Here is an 18,555-nt window from a genome sequence, read left to right as displayed (position 1 = left end):
TTAGAAGAATGGTTAAAAACCATAGTTTTTATAAAATGTTGATACGCATATCACTGAATTTAATATCTTTGCACCACAACCCCCCGTATGGAGAATGTAATTATCGCGACTGTCCTGAGTTTCGTTATAACCTATTTTGCCATACCCGTTTTGATCCGGGTGGCCAAATTGAAACATCTATATGACGAACCAGACGAGCGCAAATCGCATAAATCCCGTATCCCCACGCTCGGTGGATTGGGTTTCTTTGCCGGCTTTGTGCTGGCAACACTGGTTTGCGCCCCTTCGCAGCAAACTTTTCCTCTTCAATACCTTGTTGCGGCTTTCTTTGTCATATTCATCGTAGGTATGAAAGACGACATTACCGGCCTTTCCCCTGTTAAGAAACTGGTAGGACAGCTGGTAGCTGCTTTTGCTATTATTTACCTGGGTAATCTCCAGATCCGCAATATGTATGGAATGTTCGGCATCGAAACTTTGCCATACCATTTCAGCCTTTTACTTACTTACTTTACTTTCATAGTAGTGATCAACGCCTTCAACCTGATCGATGGTATCGACGGGCTGGCAGGTAGCATCGGTATGTTGGTTTCAGCAGTGCTGGGTGCTTACTTCCTTTATGTGAATGAAGTTACTTTTGCCGTAATGGGGTTCAGTCTTGCCGCAGGCCTTGCCGCATTTTTGATCTTTAATATCACCCCCGCTAAAATATTCATGGGAGATACCGGTTCACTTTTGGTAGGACTAGTGAACGCAACCCTGATCGTTAAATTCATTGAAGTAGCGGGTAACCCGATAGGCAAAATGCCGTTACAGGCAGTTCCTGCCATCGCATTTGCCATTCTGATCATTCCCTTGTTTGATACCTTAAGGGTATTTGCTATCCGGATGAGTCGCGGCAGGTCTCCTTTTACAGCAGACAGGCATCATATTCACCATTATATGCTGGCGCTGGGGCTTTCACACCGTCAGGCAACATTGGTGGCCGTGGCATTCAATGTAGGATTTATCACTTTAGCCTTTTCATTACAAAATATAGGTACAACTTACCTCATGGGCCTGATCGGCACCCTGGCCTTAGGATTCACCGCTATACTTTTCGTGTTGAAGAAACGGCAAGAAACGCCCAAACCGGCAGTGGCATTAGCGGAAGAAGTAGAAGTGGCGCCTGCCATTACCAAACCTAAGATCCTGCGTATCAATACGGAAGGAATGTTGCAGGATAAATAATATTGCAACCTGCACAAACTCCATTTACTTTTTCTATCCTGGCTCATCCTTTGATGATTAAAAGATTTCATGTAGGTTTGCATGCACTTTAAGTATTATTTCTTATGCAAGACGAACTTAATTTAATCCTGGAGGATGCAAAGGAAACCATGCAGCATTCAATTTCGCATCTGGAAACCGAGCTCACCAAAATAAGGGCAGGTAAAGCGAATACGCAGATCCTGGATGGTATTTATGTTGATTACTATGGTGCCCCCACTGCTTTGAACCAGGTTGCAAACGTAAGTGTGGCCGATGCCCGTACCCTCACTATCCAACCATGGGAAAAGAACATGCTTCAACCTATTGAACGTGCTATCATTGCTTCCAATATTGGTCTCAATCCACAGAACGATGGTATCATTATACGCCTCTTCCTGCCACCGCTTACAGAAGAACGCCGTAAAGAACTCGTGAAGAAAGTGAATGGTGAAGGAGAACATGGAAAAGTAGCTATCCGGAATATCCGTAGGGACGCTATCGAATCTATCAAGAAATTACAGAAAGACGGACTGAGTGAAGATACTGCGAAGGACGCAGAAGCTGATGTACAGGAGCTGACGGATAAATTCATCCAGATAATAGACAAGCATTGCGCAGCTAAAGACAAAGAGATTATGGCTATTTAAGCCCGGGGATAAAGATCTTCAGGAGGCTGTTCCGTTAAGGAACAGCCTCTTTTTATTTACGATTCACCAGGTAAACGCCTCCCATGATCCCAAACAAACACAATACCTGCAGCATATTGATAACCTCACCGGCTAATAAGCCCCAGCCAATGGCCACTATAGGTAAACCGTAAGTGACCATGGAAGCGAAAATAGTTCCGGCAGACCTGATCAGCTGATAGAAAAGTATAGAAGCAATACCTGTTCCCATCACACCTAATAATACACTTGCACCAAGGCTCATCCAGGGTTTATCATCTCCCTGGAATAAAGAGAAGAAATTGCCGGATAATAAGATAGGCAAGGCAAACACGGCCATAAAGAAAAGAGAGATGGCTACCAGGTGCATAGAAGCATGACCCTTCAGGTAATGATGTACAATGGTAATGTTCAACCCGTAACAGGCCGTAGCCAGCACTACAAAAAAGCCATAGTACCAGTACTCATTTGTATTGATCCCTTTGGCAAGGAACAAGCAGATCACGCCAACGAAACCTATCGCGAGGCCTATCAGTTGCCTTTTAGCTACAGGGGCGCGAAAGATCACCAGCCCAAAGAATAAAGCAAATACCGGCGTGAAAGAATTAAGCATACCTGCGAGCGAACTGTCTATCCTGGTTTCCGCAATGCAGAACAGGTAAGCGGGGATACCATTACCCAGCAGGCCGGAAACAATGATCAGGGGAAGTTTACTTTTAGGTACTTCACGTATCGCTTTCAGGAAAAAAGGGAGTAATGCCAGACCACCTGAAATAAGCCTCAGGCTAGCTACCTGGTAAGGGTTAAAGGACTCCAAACCCAGCTTCATCAGTATGAAAGAACTGCCCCAGGTAAGGGACAAGAGAAGGAAGATCCCCCAGTTTAATAAGCGTTGGTCCATAGGGCCGTAAAGATACCGAATCCCTGTATGCTAAATAAATTTGCTTAAATTTAATAAAGATCTTACGCGTATGCCTACTGTAAAACTGTCATCATTAGCCACTACGGCCCCACAGAAGTTCGGGAAGGAGCAAACCAAAGAGCAGTTCAGAAGGATCCAGGATGAACTGGACGATCTGCAAAATCTCCTCTATGCTGAACATAAACATAGTTTATTGGTTGTATTACAGGGAATGGATGCCAGCGGTAAAGACGGCGTGATCCGCAATGTGTTTGGTATGATGAACCCTATGGGTGTACAGGTGCAACCTTTTAAAGCACCTACGGAAGAACAGATGGACCATGATTTCCTGTGGCGGATCCATCAGCATGCGCCGGCTAAGGGAATGATCCAGGTATTCAACCGTTCTCATTACGAAGATGTGCTCGTACAACGCGTGCATAAATGGGTAGATGAGAAAACGATCAAAAGAAGATTTGATGCCATCAATGATTTTGAGAAACTGTTGACGGAGCATAATGACACCCACATCCTGAAATTCTATTTACACGTTTCACCGGAAGAACAAAAACAACGGCTGGAAGAACGTACGCAGGACCCCACGAAAATGTGGAAGTACAACGAAAAGGATTTTGCGGAGGCCAAGCTCTTTAAAACATACTGGAAAGCATATGAAGATGTATTTGAGAATTGTAACAAAGTGCCCTGGATCATAGTGCCTGCAGATCAGAACTGGTATAAGGAATATGTGATTGCTAAAACGGTAAGGGATACACTAAAATCATTGAAAATGAAGTTTCCTAAATTGCCGGCGCCAAAAAATAATGAGGATAACAAGTCGTAAATTCTTAATATAGCGGTCATTATAGACCATTCATTATTTCTTTAACACTAAAATTTCAGCGTATGTCTTTTCTCAGTGAATTTAAAGCCTTTGCCATGAAAGGCAATGTGATCGATCTCGCAGTAGGTGTTGTGATCGGCGCTGCTTTTGGAAAGATTGTAGGTTCTCTTGTAGATGCGATCATTATGCCATTGGTAGGAATCCTGATCGGTGGTTTTGACTTCAAAGACCTGATGATTAAAGTAGGGACCGCCGAAGTGAAGTACGGCATGTTTCTCCAGGCAACGGTAGAATTTATCATAGTAGCCTTCGCTATCTTCCTCCTGGTAAGGGCCATCAATCGTCTGAAAAAACCAGAAGCCCCCGTTGCCCCTGCAGGACCTACCACTGAAGAGAAGTTGCTGATGGAGATCCGTGATGCCATTAAACAAAAATAATTCAACCTTGTTTAAGATAGACGGTTGGCCGGGCAACGGCCAACCGTTCACTATTTAATCTATATAACCAATTTGAGAATGAAGAAGTTTTATGTAGCAGTCACTGTATGCCTGCTGACCTTTTTTACTGTGCAGGCGCAAGACAACAGCATGAAGAAGATAAGGGAAGAAGCGGCTGCCAAAATTAAGAATGCAGAGAAAGATACCACTGGCAGATTATGGAAGAAAGGAGGCAATTTTGGCCTTATGTTCAACCAGGGATCTTTAACGAACTGGGCTGCGGGTGGTGATAAATTATCACTTTCCCTCCTGGGTACCCTCAATGGTTTCGCGAATTACAAAAAGGGGAAACATTCCTGGGATAATAATATTGACCTCGCTTACGGTTATGTGAACACTACCAGCCTTGGCAGCCGTAAAAGCGACGACCGGATAGATATGACCTCCAAATATGGGTACGAAATAGGGAAAAGCTGGTACCTGGGTGCTTTATTCAACCTCCGTACCCAGTTTGCCAATGGTTACCTGTATCCTACTGACACTACCAAACAACTCACATCTAAATTCTTTGCTCCCGCATATATAGTATTATCTCCGGGTATTGATTATATGCCCAATAAGGAGTTTTCATTATTCATGTCTCCCATCACAGCCCGCTGGGTTGTAGTAATGGACGATACCTTATCTGCCCATGGAGCGTATGGAGTAGATACCGGGAAACATGTAAAAGGAGAATTCGGTGCTTACCTGGCCGCCACCTGGAACAAGGAAATAGTGAAGAACATCACATTCCGTTCAAAACTGGAGCTTTTTTCCAATTACAAGCATAATCCGCAGAATATAGACGTATTCTGGACCAATACCCTGGCCCTGAAAGTGAATAAATGGATCAGTGCCAATGTGAACGTAGATATGATCTATGACGACGATGTGAAGGAGTTTGAAAACACCAAAACCGGTGTTAAAGGCCCCCGGCTACAAATAAAACAGGTGCTGGGCATAGGTCTTACCGCTAAATTCTGATTCAGGGGATTTTCCTTATTTTTGATAAACCTGTCGGGCCTACCGGCAGGTTTTTATTATTTAATTATGGCTAACGACCAAGAGATATACAAGATCAAATTAGCCCAGTTCGAGGGGCCGTTCGATCTGTTGCTTTTCTTTATTGAAAGAGATGAGCTGGATATTTATAATATCCCCATCACCAGTATTACTAACGACTTCCTGGATTATATCCACCACCTTGAAACACTGAACATTGAGCTGGCCAGCGAATTCATCCTCTTCATCTCCACCCTCATGCGGATCAAGGCAAAAATGCTGATCCCCCGCAAAGAGCTGGACGAAGCAGGTAATGAAATTGACCCACGGATGGAACTGGTAGATAAGATCCTGGAATACAAGCGTTTCAAACAGGCAGCGGCAGAACTGGCGGAGAAAGAGGCAGACCGTATGTTGCAGATGAAACGGGGTAATATTGCCCGGGAATTGGCCATTATCGGAGAGGTGACCAGCGAAGGCACTGAGGTACAGACCCTTACGCTTTTCAAACTCACCAAAACCTTTGAAAAGATCATGCAGCGGGTCAAGGAACGCAACAATAAACCCCAGCACGTGGTATATAAATATGATTATACCATGGAAGGCTCCCGGGAATATATGCTGGACCTGGCGCGCACGGAAAGGACCATGGCCTTTGAAAAGATCTTCGATCATTGTAAGGACCGTGTGCATGCGATCTTCCTGTTCCTGGGTATGCTGGAACTGGTGCAGGCCAGGTTCCTCAGTATTATGGTAGGCGAAGGACGGAATAACTTTATCATCGATTATGTTGATCCTTCTGAAAGACCGGAAGGAGAACCAGTAGTATTCGAAGAATAAATAAAATGGCAGAAAAGAAAGAACATATAGAGATCGTTTCTCTACCGGAATATGCACAAAGTGCAGAAGAAGCTGCGGATTTCAGTGTATCCACCCTTTGCGGTATGGGACCTAATTTCTTTGAACACCAGGAAGCTCCCCACCGCCATAACTTTTATACCATTTACTGGATCAAAAACGGGCAGCTTACACATACCATCGATACTGTTACGCATGTGGTAAAGGACAATACCCTGTTTTTCCTGGCCCCTGGCCAGGTACACCAGATGAACTTCTCTGAGAAAGTGGATGGTTATATGATCGCTTTTCACGATTCCCTCATGTGCCCCAGCGATCAGTCGAAGATGTCCATAGTGAGGAACCGCCTTTTTGTAAACGATCATTTCAGCTCCGTGATCCATATCGCCAGCAAATCTGATGAATCAGAACTGGAATGGATGGTTGGGCGTATGATGCAGGAAGTGGAAAATAAACAACCTAACTACGAAGTGGCCTTCCAGAACCTGTTACAATACTTCCTGGTAGTGGCCTCCCGTAACGCACCACAACCTATTTCCGTAATTCCGGAATACCACGCTAAACATAACAGTGCCCTGTTCATCAGCTTCAAATCACTTATAGAGGAAAAATACCAGCAGTTGAAGAACGTATCTGACTATGCCGCACTGCTGCATATTAAGCCCGTACTGCTCAATGAGATCAGCAAACAACTGTCCGGCATCACAGCCGGAGAGCATATCCGCAACCGCGTGATCCTGGAAGCCCAGCGCCTGTTATATAATACAGACCTCACCGCTAAGGAGATCGCCTATAAACTGGGTTTTGACGATCCCCACTATTTCTCCCGGTTCTTTAAGAAATACACCAGCCAGTCGCCCTCAGAGTTTAAAGAGTTGGCAAAAGTTCCTGTAAATCAATAATTTAACATGAAGGGGTAAAAATGTCCACCTTTTAAAGTGTTCTATCCATTTCAGTTAGATGTTGCAACATGTAATTTTGTGTTGTCTTTAAAAGGAGAACACACAAATGACAACCTTCAAAAAAGTAGCACGTATTTACCAGGGCGCACAATCACATATGGTTGGCGACGGATTTAAAGTGCAGAACCTCTTTCCGAATGGCAATCGCAGCCTCGAAAAGCAGTTAAGCCCTTTCTTCCTGCTGGACTATGCAGCCCCTAACTACTTTCCTCCATCTGACAAACCCCGTGGTGTGGAAGAACATCCGCACCGTGGATTTGAAACAGTAACGATTGCCTATCAGGGCGCGCTGGAACATCGCGATTCCGGTGGAAATGCAGGTAAGATTGCGGCAGGAGATGTGCAATGGATGACTGCTGCTTCCGGTGTGGTGCATGAAGAAAAGCATGAAACGGAATTCACAAAGAACGGCGGTATCCTTGAAATGGTACAGCTCTGGGTGAACCTTCCCAAAGCACATAAAATGGACCCGCCCCGTTACCAGAACCTCGAGAAGAAAGATATTCCGGTAGTGGACCTTGGTGAAGGAAGTTACCTGCGCATTATTGCCGGAGATTATAATGGACAAAAGGGCGCGGCAAAAACTTTTAGCCCGGTGAATTTGTTCGATATACAATTAAAGGAGGGTAAAACCATCACACTGCATTTACCTGAGGGTTATACCACGGGCATTGTTGCCCTGAAAGGTGAAGCCCGGTTTAATGATACACATCATGCAAAGGGAGTGGAGATCGCTGTATTTGAAACAGCCGGCGAAACCATTACCATCACAGCACTCACAGATACCAGCCTGCTGGTGCTGAACGGCGAACCCTTGAACGAAGCCATCTTCGCATATGGGCCCTTTGTAATGAATACGAAAGAAGAGATCATACAGGCTGTTGAAGATTACAACAACGGCAAAATGGGCTCACTGAACTAAGACCAATAAACACTAATCATTCATAAAAAATTAAAACTGCAAACAAATGGCAACCTGGAAAATTGACGCTTTACATAGCGAAATAGAATTTAAAGTAAAACACCTGATGATCACTAACGTAACCGGTTACTTCGGAGAGTACGACGCTACCCTCAGTGGAGATAAAGAGGATTTCAGTGATGCAAAGATCACTTTCGAATCAAACGTAAGCAGCATCAGCACCAAGAATGCACAACGTGATGAACACCTGAAAAGCGAAGATTTCTTTGATGCGGCGAACCACCCTAAAATTACTTTTGCTTCTACCGAAGTAAAGAAGAAAGATGCTGAAAACTTTGTACTGAAAGGTGATCTGACGATCCGTGGCAATACCCGCCCTGTTGAGCTGAACGTAGAATATACCGGGCTGACTGTAGACCCTTATGGTCAAACTAAAGCCGGTTTTGAACTGACAGGCAAGATCAACCGTAAGGATTTCGGTTTAACCTGGACGGCTACTACAGAAGCCGGCGGATTAGTAGTGAGTGATGAAGTGCGCCTGATCGCTGCCGTGCAAATGATCAAACAAGCATAAGTAAACCAATCATAGATACTACCGACCAATACCCGGCATAGAAGGTTAACGGAAAATAGGCTGGAAGCATGTGAGAGGATAAGAACTGCAGATGAGATGCATGCCTGATGAAAGATTTTGTGGAATTAGTGCAGATGAATGTCTAGGGTTTTAGGTGAACCGGGCGATTTAATTCGCCCGGTTTTATTTATTAACAACGGGTTTACGATAATTCATTAATTTTAGACCTCTATCACTCACATTTCACCCATAAAAAATTTGAATCATGAAAAGATCCGCATCTGCCAATTGGAAAGGCACCGGTAAAGAAGGAAAAGGAACAGTTTCAACCCAAACAGGTGTATTGAGCAATACCCCCTATTCTTTCACCAGCCGTTTTGAAGATGGCGCAGGTACTAACCCTGAAGAACTGGTTGCTGCCGCACACGCAGGTTGCTTTACCATGAAACTGAGCTTTGTTATTTCTGCTGCAGGATTAACTCCCGGTAACATTGATACAAAAGCTACCATCACTTTTGAGAATGGCGCTATCACAAACAGCCACCTGGAAGTAACTGCCAGCGTACCTGGTTTGGATGCTGAAAAGTTTGCGGAGTATGCAAAAGATGCAGAAGAGAATTGCCCTATCTCCAAACTGCTCAACACAAAGATCACCATGGATGCAAAGCTGGTGTAAACACGCTCGCATACAAATATTTCAAAGGCCGGAAAGCAATGCTGCCGGCCTTTGTTCTTGTAAGGAATAGTGCATGCTTTTGTCGAATTCGTCCATTGATAAAAGCGCTTGTTTGAAGGATCTTTGCAATAGAAAAACAAACAGGAGGATTTAAATATGAAAACAGTTATTCACCGCGGAAATACCCGCGGATTCGCAGATCACGGATGGTTGCAGTCGTATCACACCTTCAGCTTTGCAGGTTATTACAACCCCGAACGAATTCATTTCGGCGCATTACGCGTGCTGAACGATGATACTGTAAAAGGCGGCATGGGCTTCGGCGCACATCCCCACGATAATATGGAAATAGTAAGTATTCCTTTATCCGGTGCGTTAGAACATAAAGACAACACGGGCAGGCATAAGATCATCAATCAGCATGATGTGCAGATCATGAGCGCCGGTACTGGTATACAACACTCAGAGTTTAACGCTTCCAAAACAGAAACCGTTAAATTCCTGCAGATATGGTTGTTCCCTAAGGTAAAAGATATTCAACCACGCTACGATCAGAAAACATTTGATCCCGCTAACCGGCATAATAAACTGCAGGTAGTGGTAGCGCCGGAAGAGAGTGAAGAAACACTCCTGATCAACCAGGATGCATGGTTCTCTCTCGGGCAGTTCGATAAAGGTCAAACCCTTACTTATAGTCCTAAATTAAATGGCAATGGCGCTTATCTTTTAGTGCTCAGCGGGAAGCTGAAAGTTGGAGATGAAATACTGGACAGCCGCGATGCCATAGCAGTTTCAGATTATGATAAACTGGACATCAGTGTGCAGGAAGATGCTTCATTTTTGTTAATGGATGTACCCATGGTTGCCTGATAAAAACAACAAACATCCGGTGAATAAAATCCCCGGATGTTTGTGCTTTGAAAGGGAAAAGTGTCGTAAATTAGAAGTGAAAGGGAAATCGATATGTTTATTTCAATTAAATCAATATATCATGGAAGTACCAACACAGACATCAGACCTGCAGGCACAGCTCCTCACCTGGAGAGGAGAAGTTGATGAAGTCAGGAACAACATACGTTCCATGCGCAGCAGGTTGGAAGAAATAGTTCCACTCCAGGCAAACCCGGAAAGAATGGCGGGAATCGAGCACTTCCAAAACCAGTTTATCCGCCAGCTGGAAGTTGCAGACGAAATGTGTCACGATCTCAAACAATCGGCAAAAAGCATGGGTAACAACAATCCTGCCTTCATCCATCAGGACAGGCCGATTGAAGACTTCAATACCATGCAGGACCGTATGCAGGTTTTTCACAAACTACACAACGAATTAAAAGGGGAGTTCCATCAGTTTGAATCTTTCAAATAGGCTTAGTCATTTATCTTTTTCAGGTTATCCTGGATCTTGAACAACATAGCATCCAGCTCTTTTGTACTTTCCTGTAACATCTGTAATAAACGGCTGTTGAGGGCAGGTTCGTTCTTATCCAGGTCCATCACGGAAACAATGCCCAATATAGAAGCAACCGGCTTCCTGATATCATGTGAATTGATGCGGGCTATTTCCTGCAATAATTCATTTTGATGCTGTAGCTGGTTCACAAACTTTTTGCGTTCCGTAATATCCGTTTGGATAGATACGAATTTAAAAACATTCCCGTCTTCCTGAAGGATGGGGGTAACATCCATTTTTACCCAATAAGCTTCCCCATTCTTTTTATAGTTCACATATTCTTCAGAGAAAGGTTTTTTGCTGGCCATTTTTAAATCTATCTCCTGCAATGTATCTTCATTGGAAGCAGGGCCGCTCAGCAGCTCCCGGGGCCGTCTTCCGAGAGATTCTATTAAAGAGTATCCCGTTTGTGCAACAAACCCTTCATTCACCCATTCAATTTCACCGGCCGCATTAGTGATCAATACGGAATTGATGGTTTTACTGGCTACCATAGACAGTAGCTCTATCTCATGTTTCTGGCGGGTGTTGTCATCAATATCCTGTACCGCACCGATCATCCGTACCGGTTGTTTCTGATCATTATAGATAATGTAACCGCGGTCATTCACATACTTGTACTGGCCATTCGCACAACGGAAACGGTATTCCTCCTCCCAGTTGATATCGCCATTGCGCATGGCCTGTTCAACGGAAGTCATTACTTTACCGATATCATCCGGATGTACATTCTCCTTCCACCAGTCTCCGTTATTGAGGATATCTTCTTCCTTATATCCAAACAGGGAAGCCGGCCCGTGATTGCGTGTCACATGGTTGGTGGCGATGTCCCAGTAATAAATATAATCCTGGGTCACCTGGGCCAATAATTCATACCGTGTTCCAATGTCTTTGGCCATAATAGTTGATCTGATTTCGGCATCCACATCAATTGCCATAACAATACGTGCATCCCGTCCTCTATACTTTGTACTATGTGAATAGATCTCTACGGCAAATATTTCCCGGTTCTTTTTCCTATGCTGCCAGATGCCGCGGTAAGCAACATGTTGGATCGTTTTTTTTACATCTTCCAGGATCTGTGGAATGGTAGACGGATCGCGGATATCCAGGATGCTCATCCGCCGAAATTCTTCGCGGCTGTATCCATATTTCTGAATAGCAGCATTGTTCACTGCCAGGAATCGCAAGGTCTTCCACTCATAGATCCACATGGGCACCGGATGTTCATAGAACAACTGCCGGTACTGTTCTGAATGATTAATGTTCTTTCTGAAGTCCTTTCTAACGAGCACGTAAATAAAAATGGCCGAGCCGGCAATAAAGAACGCATGCAACAAATACTGGAGCAAAGCGGGGTTAACTACGGGGAACCGTGCTGCGAGAGAAAGCCAAATCCAGCTATAACAGCTTATCCACACCAATCCAAGGAGGAGATAAAGACTTGCTGCTTTTAAAGCAGTATAGCTCATCGCGTTAATTTGAAATCAATTTATGGAAATTTGGCGGACTGGCCAATTTCTACCATTCCAATGTTACCTGGTCGCTTTGTGCGTAACCTGTGCAGGTGAGGATTAAGCCCTGTGCCAGTTCTTTATCTGTAAGTACTTCATTCACAGACATCCATACCTTACCTCCGGTACATTTTGCAATGCAGGAGCCACAAACACCTCCCTTGCAACTATAAGGCAGATGCACATCCTGCCGTAAAGCAGCATGCAGTATGCTCTCATTTCCAGGCACTTCCAATATCTGTTCCTTCCCTTTCATGTTAAGTAACACCTGCTTGATACTGGTATCCTGGGGTATTTGAATACGGGCAATTTTTGCTTCTGTGTTCACCACAAAGTTCTCCTTATGAATGTGTGCTGGGTTAAAACCCAGGAACACCAGGGTGAACTGTACCATGCGCATATATTCTGCAGGGCCGCAAAGGAAGAACTGTGCCAGTTCGGGATCGTATTTCAGATGTTTGGGGGCTATCATTTCCAGCAGGCTGTTACTCATCCGGCGGAACATCCCGGTTGCCTCTTCAGGATCGCTGAACAGCCATAAAATGGTCAGGCGTTCCGGATACTGTTGTTGCAAGGCCAGGATCTGCTGATAGAAAATGGTATTGGCACTATTGCGGGTACTATAGATCAGGGTGATATGAGCAGCCGTCTCCGATTTCAGGGCATGTTTCAAAATGGAGAAAAGAGGGGTGATACCACTGCCGGCAGCTATGAGGAAGAGGTCGCGTTTGATGTCCGGCATACTTTCCAGGGTAAAACGGCCGGAAGGTAATAAGGAAGTTACGATATCGCCAACCTGCCAATGCCGGATGATATGACGGGATACCTCACCATTCGTGACCCTTTTAATGGTTACAGCGGGATGAGGATCAATGCCGGGTGTGGAGCTCAAAGAATAGGAACGGCGGATCTCCCTGCCATGCAGTGTGACCAGGAACGTGAGGAACTGGCCTGCCTGGTAAAGAACAGGTTTGCCATCAACTGCTTCAAACCGGTAAGTGAAAGTATCCGGGGTTTCCGGTATAATAGCGGTAATACGTAATTGTATATACAGGTCCTTCATGATGGAAAACGGCCACCGGTATTCCGATGGCCGCAGAGCCTTTATCAGCTGGCGTGAACAGTAATTTTACTTTTGAGCATTTCACGAACGGTGTTCGCAATGCCGATAGCATCATAACCACATTCCCTTTGCAATTCCACTGGTTTGCCATGCTCTACAAGACGGTCGGGAATACCCAAACGTTTTACTTCAGCTTTGTAATCGTTATCTACCATGAATTCAATTACGGCACTGCCGAACCCACCCTGCAGGCAACCATCTTCTACAGTGATCACCTTATCATAACGCTGGAAGATATCGTGCAGCATTGCTGTATCCAGTGGTTTTACAAAACGCATATCGTAATGTGCGGGCTGCAGTCCGTCCGTCATCAGTTCTTTCATGGCCTCTGTCACAAAATTACCGGGGTGGCCCAGAGAGAGGATCGCAACATCACGGCCATCCTGGATCTTACGGCCGGTACCGATACGGATCTCTGTGAAAGGTTTGCGCCAATCAGCCATTACACCTTCTCCACGCGGATAGCGGATCACAAAAGGTGATCTATTTGTAGGCAACTGAGCGGTATACATCAGGTTCCGTAACTCTTCTTCATTCATCGGCGCGCTCACGATCATATTGGGAATGGAGCGCATGTAGGAGATATCATATGCTCCATGATGGGTGGCGCCATCGTCACCAACAAGACCTGCACGGTCCAGGCAGAGTATTACGGGCAGGTTCTGGATGGCCACATCATGTACCACCTGGTCATATGCCCTTTGCATAAAGGAAGAATAGATATTGCAGAACACCGTCATTCCCTGTGTGGCAAGGCCTGCGGAGAGGGTTACGGCATGTTGTTCGCAAATTCCCACGTCAATGGCGCGGTCCGGCATCTTTTCCATCATCAGTTTGAGGGAAGATCCGGAAGGCATGGCGGGGGTGATGCCCATAATGGTATTATTGAGTTCGGCCAGTTCAATAATGGTATGGCCAAAAACATCCTGGTATTTGGGTGGTTGCGGCGTATCGATAGTTTTCTTAAAGATCTCGCCTGTGATCTTGTCGAACAAACCGGGTGCATGCCATTTGGTTTGGTCTTTTTCCGCCAGTGCATAACCTTTACCTTTTGTGGTAACAATATGCAGCAGTTTGGGACCGGGAATATCGCGCAGGTCCTGCAGGGTATCCACCAGTTTGGTGATATTATGTCCGTCTATTGCGCCAAAATAGCGCAGGTTCAGGCTTTCGAAGAGATTACTGGATTTGGACACCATGCCTTTAACGCTGGCTTCCAGTTTGGAGGCCATGTCCCGCGTGAATTTTTTGCCCACTGGCAATTTACCGAGCAGGTTCCATACATCATCCCGGAACTTGTTATAAGTATGTGAGGTGGTGATGTCTGTGAGATATTCTTTCAAAGCCCCTACGTTAGGGTCTATGGACATGCAGTTATCGTTCAGGATGATCAGCAGGTTTGCATTGGATACCCCTGCGTGGTTGAGGGCTTCAAAAGCCATCCCGGCAGTCATGGCACCATCACCAATTACGGCAATATGCTGGCGGTCCAGTTCTCCTTTGTTCTTGGAAGCAATGGCCATACCCAATGCCGCACCGATGGAAGTACTGGAGTGGCCTACCCCGAAAGTGTCATATTCACTCTCTCCACGGTTCGGAAAACCGCTGATGCCTTTGTATTTACGGTTAGTATGGAAAACGCTCTTTCTGCCTGTGAGGATCTTATGCCCGTATGCCTGGTGGCCTACGTCCCAAACCAGTTGGTCATAGGGGGTGTTAAAAATGTAGTGAAGGGCAACAGTTAACTCAACCACACCCAGGCTGGCACCAAAGTGTCCGCCATGTACGCTCACCACGTCAATAATGAACTGGCGCAGCTCGTCACACACCTGGTGAAGCTGCTCCTTGCTCAATTTTCGCAGATCAGAAGGGTATTCGATCTGGCTTAGTAATTGACCGGCCGTAATTTCCATATCAGCATTAGGGTTTAAGCCCCAAAAATACAAGTTTTTAAGTTATTTAAGGGTTCCCATTTAAATGCCTATTCCACCATTGATAAAAATTACTTTTAGACCCATGGGCGCAGGTACTACTTTTGGATGACACGCGAGGTTTTATTTAATCGAAAGACTTTGCTAACTTTTCAGGGATGTTTAAACGCTTGTCAAAATATTGGTGGTGTCAGATTCTGGGGTGGGGAGCTTATGCCTTTCTTTACTTTTTCTTCGGTTACTTCTTCGACTTCCTGGGTACCTCCATGTTAATCCACGTTTTAGAGGTGGTGGTACTGGGTATTCTTATCACACACGCTTTTCGGGCAATTATCGTCAAATTTAAATGGATAGAAAAACCATTTGAGAACGTAGCCATCTACTTTTTCTTTGGTATCCTGGTATGTGCTGCGCTGGACTCCTTTTTACTGACCTGCCTGGCCTGGCTGATCAATCCCAGCCACCTGGAGTTCGATTTTAATAATTACTGGCTGAAGGTGATCTTTCAGCAAACGGTTTTCCTGGCACTGTGGGCTGTGATCTATTTCATGTGGCATTATGTGGAGGAGAGCCGGAATTCCCAACTGGGGCAATTAAAGCTGGAGGCCACTGTGCGAACCCTGGAGCTTAAGACCATCAAATCGCAGCTGAACCCGCATTTTATCTTCAATGCCCTCAACAGTATCAGGGCACTGGTAGATGAAAACCCCCGCCGGGCACGTACTGCCATCACGGAATTAAGCAATATCCTGCGCAATTCCATGCAGGCGGATAAAGCAGAAACTGTGAGCATGGAAAACGAATTGAGCATCGTAAAAGATTATCTTGCATTAGAAAATATCCGTTTTGAGGAAAGACTTAAAGTGCAATATGATATAGACCCGGAAACGTTGGAGTTACCCATACCGCCGCTGATGCTGCAAACCCTTGTAGAAAACGCCATCAAACATGGAATTTCCCGGGAAGTGAACGGCGGCCTGATCCTGATAGGTTCCCATGTGCACGATATGCAGCATGAGATCACCATCCGGAATACCGGGCAGATCATAGAAAACCTGAACGGCAACGGATTTGGCCTGGCCAGCACCCGCCAACGGCTGGGTTTGCTGTTCGGCAGACGTGCCTCATTTGAAATCTATAACCTTGATAAAGCAACTGTTGAAGCAAAAGTGCTGATGCCGTTGTTATAAAAAGATGCGTCCTGTATGTCATGGACGCAGGATCATCAACCAAAAATGCAAACAGTAGTATGAAAAAAGCATTGATCATAGACGATGAAAGGCTGGCCCGGAGCGAACTAAAGAAACTCCTGGCGGATCACCCGGAAATAGTGGTAGTAGGAGAGGCGGTGAATGCAAAAGACGGGATGGAAAAGATAGAAACGCTGAGGCCTGACCTTTTATTCCTGGACATCCAGATGCCGGATAAAACCGGATTTGACCTCCTGGCGGAGCTGGAAAGAACGCCCCAGGTAATATTTACCACGGCATATGACGAATATGCCCTCAAGGCATTCGAATACAATGCCCTGGACTATTTGCTGAAGCCCATAGAACCTAAGCGGCTGGCAGATGCCATTCACAAACTGCACCAGGTGGATGAAAAGGAAAGACTGGCGGCCGCTTCCGGTATCCGGAATATCCTGGGAGAAAGTGACCAGGTATTTGTAAAGGATGGAGACCGTTGCTGGTTTGTAAAGCTCCAGGAGATCCGCCTCTTTGAGAGCGTGGGTAACTATGCGAGGGTATATTTTGAAACGAATAAACCCCTCATCCTCAAATCACTCAACGCACTCGAAGAAAGGCTGGACGAAAGGGTGTTCTTCCGGGCTAACCGCAAACACATCGTGAACCTGCGAATGATAGAAAGGATCGATACATACTTCAACGGAGGCCTGCTGCTGGAAATGCGCGGAGGGGAAAAAATAGAAGTGAGCCGCCGCCAGGCAGTGAAGTTTAAAGAAATGATGAGCTTATAAGAACATCGTTCAATAATAAAGAAGCAGTATGCCCCCGCATACTGCTTTTCTTTTTATAAAGAAGGGCTGTCCTGGAAAGAACAGCCCGCTAAATTATGCTTATGAAAAAAGGCCATTTCGGGCCAGATTTACGAATGTTGTTTCGCTGTTACCTATGGTAACAGACATGGAGACATAGTCACCATCCAGGCAGCAATACAAGGGAATGAAACGGAACCATAAAACACACGGACTTACTTCACGGTATATCGAGGGATTCTTCCTGGTTGGTTTAAATACTTAAAATAAAAATAGATAGCTCTATAATTCAGATGCTAAGATATACAACCTCGTTGAAGATTTTATACATTTTTGCATTTCCCGTAAATAATTTTTGATGTGCGGATTTTTATCCCGCAGAATGGAACCCACAGGATAAGAGCTACTTAGCGATTAACATTCACCGGAGCCTGATGTACGGCATCAGCAATTTCCTTGATAAGGGAAAAGTCTTTTTCAATGGCATTACCAACAACAATAATATCTGCACCGGCCTTACAATTGCGGTAGGCTTTTTCCGCATCGCGGATACCGCCACCAACAATAACCGGAATGTCCACCTGGCTGGCAACTCTGTGGATCATGCTTTCCGTAATAGGTTTACGGGCGCCGCTGCCGGCATCCATATAGATCACCTTCATGCCCAGCATGTCGCCGGCCATGGCAGTAACCATAGCGATATCATCTTTATCCGCAGGAATGGGGGTAGTATTACTAATGTAGGAAACGGTGGTAGGGGCACCTCCGTCAATGACCAGGTAACCGGTAGAGATCACTTCCAGGGCACTTTTTTTCACTGCCGCAGCGGAAACCACGTGCTGGCCAATGAGTAATTCGGGATTACGGCCGGAGATCACGGAAAGGTAAAGCAATGCGTCTGCATATCGTGAAACCTGCGAAGGGCTACCCGGGAACAGGATAACCGGAATAGAGCAGGTAGCCTTGATCTGCTGCACCACCTCATCGAGATGGTTAGTGATCACAAGACTTCCGCCTAAAAATATATAATCAACCTTCGCCTCAGTGCATTTGGCAGTCAGATCAGCAATACCGGCAGGGGTTACCTTATCGGGATCAATCAGAACTGCGAATGACTTTGTACCTTTTGCCTTTCTTTCAATAAAGGAATTGTATATTTTTTTATACATTAATATTGCATTGTTCCGGTTGTGGCAAATGTATAAATTATTTTCTAATAAGGCACATAGTTAAATAAGTATGCATAGTATTGATTTTACAACTGAAATAGCACCAAAAGAGTGCCAAGTTCCCCGTTTTGCCCCCTGATTGTTAATCGGCCCGGTCTTTTTGCTTATGCACAGCCTGTGGATAAGAATAATAAGCGTAGAAAGGTTTTAAAAATTATTTTAGTAATCCCGCGTAGATAGA

19 protein-coding genes are annotated in these 18,555 nt (G+C 45.2%); 14 read left to right on the top strand and 5 right to left on the bottom strand.

What is annotated here, in order from left to right:
• Nucleotides 1-87 precede the first annotated feature (87 nt).
• The gene (locus tag BUR42_RS19540; RefSeq protein WP_074241182.1) at nt 88-1,230 is read left to right on the top strand and encodes a glycosyltransferase family 4 protein; all 1,143 of its coding nucleotides are present in this window, start codon (nt 88-90) and stop codon (nt 1,228-1,230) included.
• A 104-nt stretch (nt 1,231-1,334) separates the two neighbouring features.
• On the top strand, nt 1,335-1,898 hold the full coding sequence (gene frr, locus BUR42_RS19535; protein WP_074241180.1) for a ribosome recycling factor: 564 nt from the start codon (nt 1,335-1,337) through the stop codon (nt 1,896-1,898).
• Nucleotides 1,899-1,950: 52 nt separating this feature from the next.
• Here frr and BUR42_RS19530 read toward each other — a convergent pair whose 3' ends face one another.
• Nucleotides 1,951-2,817: a DMT family transporter gene (locus BUR42_RS19530; protein ID WP_074241178.1), complete on the bottom strand. Its 867-nt coding sequence runs from the start codon at nt 2,815-2,817 to the stop codon at nt 1,951-1,953.
• Nucleotides 2,818-2,887: 70 nt separating this feature from the next.
• On the opposite strand from BUR42_RS19530, the gene BUR42_RS19525 reads away from it, so the two are divergent.
• The 10 genes from BUR42_RS19525 to BUR42_RS19480 all read left to right on the top strand — a co-directional run bounded on the left by BUR42_RS19525 (nt 2,888) and on the right by BUR42_RS19480 (nt 10,497).
• Nucleotides 2,888-3,661 (top strand): PPK2 family polyphosphate kinase, encoded by a 774-nt coding sequence (locus BUR42_RS19525; RefSeq protein WP_074241176.1) that lies wholly within the window; start codon nt 2,888-2,890, stop codon nt 3,659-3,661.
• Nucleotides 3,662-3,723: 62 nt separating this feature from the next.
• Nucleotides 3,724-4,098 carry a large-conductance mechanosensitive channel protein MscL gene (gene mscL / locus BUR42_RS19520; protein ID WP_074241174.1) on the top strand — a complete coding sequence of 125 codons (375 nt, stop codon included), beginning with the start codon at nt 3,724-3,726 and terminating at the stop codon, nt 4,096-4,098.
• Nucleotides 4,099-4,176: 78 nt separating this feature from the next.
• Entirely contained in the window at nt 4,177-5,121 is a 945-nt protein-coding gene (locus BUR42_RS19515) for a DUF3078 domain-containing protein (protein ID WP_084185713.1), read from the top strand.
• Between the two features lie 66 nt (nt 5,122-5,187).
• Nucleotides 5,188-5,979 (top strand): segregation and condensation protein A, encoded by a 792-nt coding sequence (locus tag BUR42_RS19510; protein ID WP_074241172.1) that lies wholly within the window; start codon nt 5,188-5,190, stop codon nt 5,977-5,979.
• 5 nt (nt 5,980-5,984) lie between these two features.
• The gene (locus BUR42_RS19505) at nt 5,985-6,899 is read left to right on the top strand and encodes a helix-turn-helix domain-containing protein (protein WP_074241170.1); all 915 of its coding nucleotides are present in this window, start codon (nt 5,985-5,987) and stop codon (nt 6,897-6,899) included.
• Nucleotides 6,900-7,005: 106 nt separating this feature from the next.
• Nucleotides 7,006-7,881, top strand: a complete 876-nt coding sequence (locus BUR42_RS19500; RefSeq protein ID WP_074241168.1) for a pirin family protein — start codon at nt 7,006-7,008, stop codon at nt 7,879-7,881.
• A 46-nt stretch (nt 7,882-7,927) separates the two neighbouring features.
• Nucleotides 7,928-8,455 (top strand): YceI family protein, encoded by a 528-nt coding sequence (locus tag BUR42_RS19495; RefSeq protein ID WP_074241166.1) that lies wholly within the window; start codon nt 7,928-7,930, stop codon nt 8,453-8,455.
• Nucleotides 8,456-8,720: 265 nt separating this feature from the next.
• Complete coding sequence (locus tag BUR42_RS19490) at nt 8,721-9,131, top strand: OsmC family protein (protein ID WP_074241164.1); 411 nt, start codon at nt 8,721-8,723, stop codon at nt 9,129-9,131.
• A 156-nt stretch (nt 9,132-9,287) separates the two neighbouring features.
• Nucleotides 9,288-10,001 carry a pirin family protein gene (locus BUR42_RS19485; protein ID WP_074241163.1) on the top strand — a complete coding sequence of 238 codons (714 nt, stop codon included), beginning with the start codon at nt 9,288-9,290 and terminating at the stop codon, nt 9,999-10,001.
• Nucleotides 10,002-10,122: 121 nt separating this feature from the next.
• Nucleotides 10,123-10,497, top strand: coding sequence for a hypothetical protein (locus tag BUR42_RS19480; protein ID WP_143197522.1), 375 nt, complete (start codon nt 10,123-10,125; stop codon nt 10,495-10,497).
• A 2-nt stretch (nt 10,498-10,499) separates the two neighbouring features.
• Here the strand turns inward: BUR42_RS19480 and BUR42_RS19475 are convergent, their stop codons facing one another.
• From BUR42_RS19475 to dxs, 3 genes are read right to left on the bottom strand one after another with little or no spacing between them, the layout of a single operon-like run.
• On the bottom strand, nt 10,500-12,053 hold the full coding sequence (locus tag BUR42_RS19475; protein WP_084185712.1) for a PAS domain-containing protein: 1,554 nt from the start codon (nt 12,051-12,053) through the stop codon (nt 10,500-10,502).
• 49 nt (nt 12,054-12,102) lie between these two features.
• On the bottom strand, nt 12,103-13,158 hold the full coding sequence (locus BUR42_RS19470; protein ID WP_074241157.1) for a ferredoxin--NADP reductase: 1,056 nt from the start codon (nt 13,156-13,158) through the stop codon (nt 12,103-12,105).
• A 44-nt stretch (nt 13,159-13,202) separates the two neighbouring features.
• Nucleotides 13,203-15,131, bottom strand: coding sequence for a 1-deoxy-D-xylulose-5-phosphate synthase (gene dxs / locus BUR42_RS19465; RefSeq protein ID WP_074241155.1), 1,929 nt, complete (start codon nt 15,129-15,131; stop codon nt 13,203-13,205).
• 176 nt (nt 15,132-15,307) lie between these two features.
• Between dxs and BUR42_RS19460 the strand changes: the two genes are divergently transcribed.
• Together BUR42_RS19460 and BUR42_RS19455 are read left to right on the top strand one after the other, a co-directional pair.
• Complete coding sequence (locus BUR42_RS19460; RefSeq protein ID WP_074241153.1) at nt 15,308-16,339, top strand: sensor histidine kinase; 1,032 nt, start codon at nt 15,308-15,310, stop codon at nt 16,337-16,339.
• Between the two features lie 59 nt (nt 16,340-16,398).
• Nucleotides 16,399-17,127: a LytR/AlgR family response regulator transcription factor gene (locus BUR42_RS19455; RefSeq protein ID WP_074243099.1), complete on the top strand. Its 729-nt coding sequence runs from the start codon at nt 16,399-16,401 to the stop codon at nt 17,125-17,127.
• A 425-nt stretch (nt 17,128-17,552) separates the two neighbouring features.
• On the opposite strand, the gene BUR42_RS19450 is transcribed toward BUR42_RS19455, so the two are convergent.
• The gene (locus BUR42_RS19450) at nt 17,553-18,314 is read right to left on the bottom strand and encodes a phosphoglycerol geranylgeranyltransferase (RefSeq protein ID WP_074241152.1); all 762 of its coding nucleotides are present in this window, start codon (nt 18,312-18,314) and stop codon (nt 17,553-17,555) included.
• Nucleotides 18,315-18,555 lie beyond the last annotated feature (241 nt).

Source organism: Chitinophaga niabensis (assembly GCF_900129465.1).
GTDB lineage: Bacteria > Bacteroidota > Bacteroidia > Chitinophagales > Chitinophagaceae > Chitinophaga > Chitinophaga niabensis.
This window is presented reverse-complemented; position numbering and strand designations above follow the sequence as displayed.

Coding starts and splice junctions, on each gene's coding strand:
- BUR42_RS19540 (WP_074241182.1), top strand. CDS start 88: ATGGAGAATGTAATTATCGCGACTGTCCTGAGTTTCGTTATAACCTAT.
- frr (WP_074241180.1), top strand. CDS start 1,335: ATGCAAGACGAACTTAATTTAATCCTGGAGGATGCAAAGGAAACCATG.
- BUR42_RS19530 (WP_074241178.1), bottom strand. CDS start 2,817: ATGGACCAACGCTTATTAAACTGGGGGATCTTCCTTCTCTTGTCCCTT.
- BUR42_RS19525 (WP_074241176.1), top strand. CDS start 2,888: ATGCCTACTGTAAAACTGTCATCATTAGCCACTACGGCCCCACAGAAG.
- mscL (WP_074241174.1), top strand. CDS start 3,724: ATGTCTTTTCTCAGTGAATTTAAAGCCTTTGCCATGAAAGGCAATGTG.
- BUR42_RS19515 (WP_084185713.1), top strand. CDS start 4,177: ATGAAGAAGTTTTATGTAGCAGTCACTGTATGCCTGCTGACCTTTTTT.
- BUR42_RS19510 (WP_074241172.1), top strand. CDS start 5,188: ATGGCTAACGACCAAGAGATATACAAGATCAAATTAGCCCAGTTCGAG.
- BUR42_RS19505 (WP_074241170.1), top strand. CDS start 5,985: ATGGCAGAAAAGAAAGAACATATAGAGATCGTTTCTCTACCGGAATAT.
- BUR42_RS19500 (WP_074241168.1), top strand. CDS start 7,006: ATGACAACCTTCAAAAAAGTAGCACGTATTTACCAGGGCGCACAATCA.
- BUR42_RS19495 (WP_074241166.1), top strand. CDS start 7,928: ATGGCAACCTGGAAAATTGACGCTTTACATAGCGAAATAGAATTTAAA.
- BUR42_RS19490 (WP_074241164.1), top strand. CDS start 8,721: ATGAAAAGATCCGCATCTGCCAATTGGAAAGGCACCGGTAAAGAAGGA.
- BUR42_RS19485 (WP_074241163.1), top strand. CDS start 9,288: ATGAAAACAGTTATTCACCGCGGAAATACCCGCGGATTCGCAGATCAC.
- BUR42_RS19480 (WP_143197522.1), top strand. CDS start 10,123: ATGGAAGTACCAACACAGACATCAGACCTGCAGGCACAGCTCCTCACC.
- BUR42_RS19475 (WP_084185712.1), bottom strand. CDS start 12,053: ATGAGCTATACTGCTTTAAAAGCAGCAAGTCTTTATCTCCTCCTTGGA.
- BUR42_RS19470 (WP_074241157.1), bottom strand. CDS start 13,158: ATGAAGGACCTGTATATACAATTACGTATTACCGCTATTATACCGGAA.
- dxs (WP_074241155.1), bottom strand. CDS start 15,131: ATGGAAATTACGGCCGGTCAATTACTAAGCCAGATCGAATACCCTTCT.
- BUR42_RS19460 (WP_074241153.1), top strand. CDS start 15,308: ATGTTTAAACGCTTGTCAAAATATTGGTGGTGTCAGATTCTGGGGTGG.
- BUR42_RS19455 (WP_074243099.1), top strand. CDS start 16,399: ATGAAAAAAGCATTGATCATAGACGATGAAAGGCTGGCCCGGAGCGAA.
- BUR42_RS19450 (WP_074241152.1), bottom strand. CDS start 18,314: ATGTATAAAAAAATATACAATTCCTTTATTGAAAGAAAGGCAAAAGGT.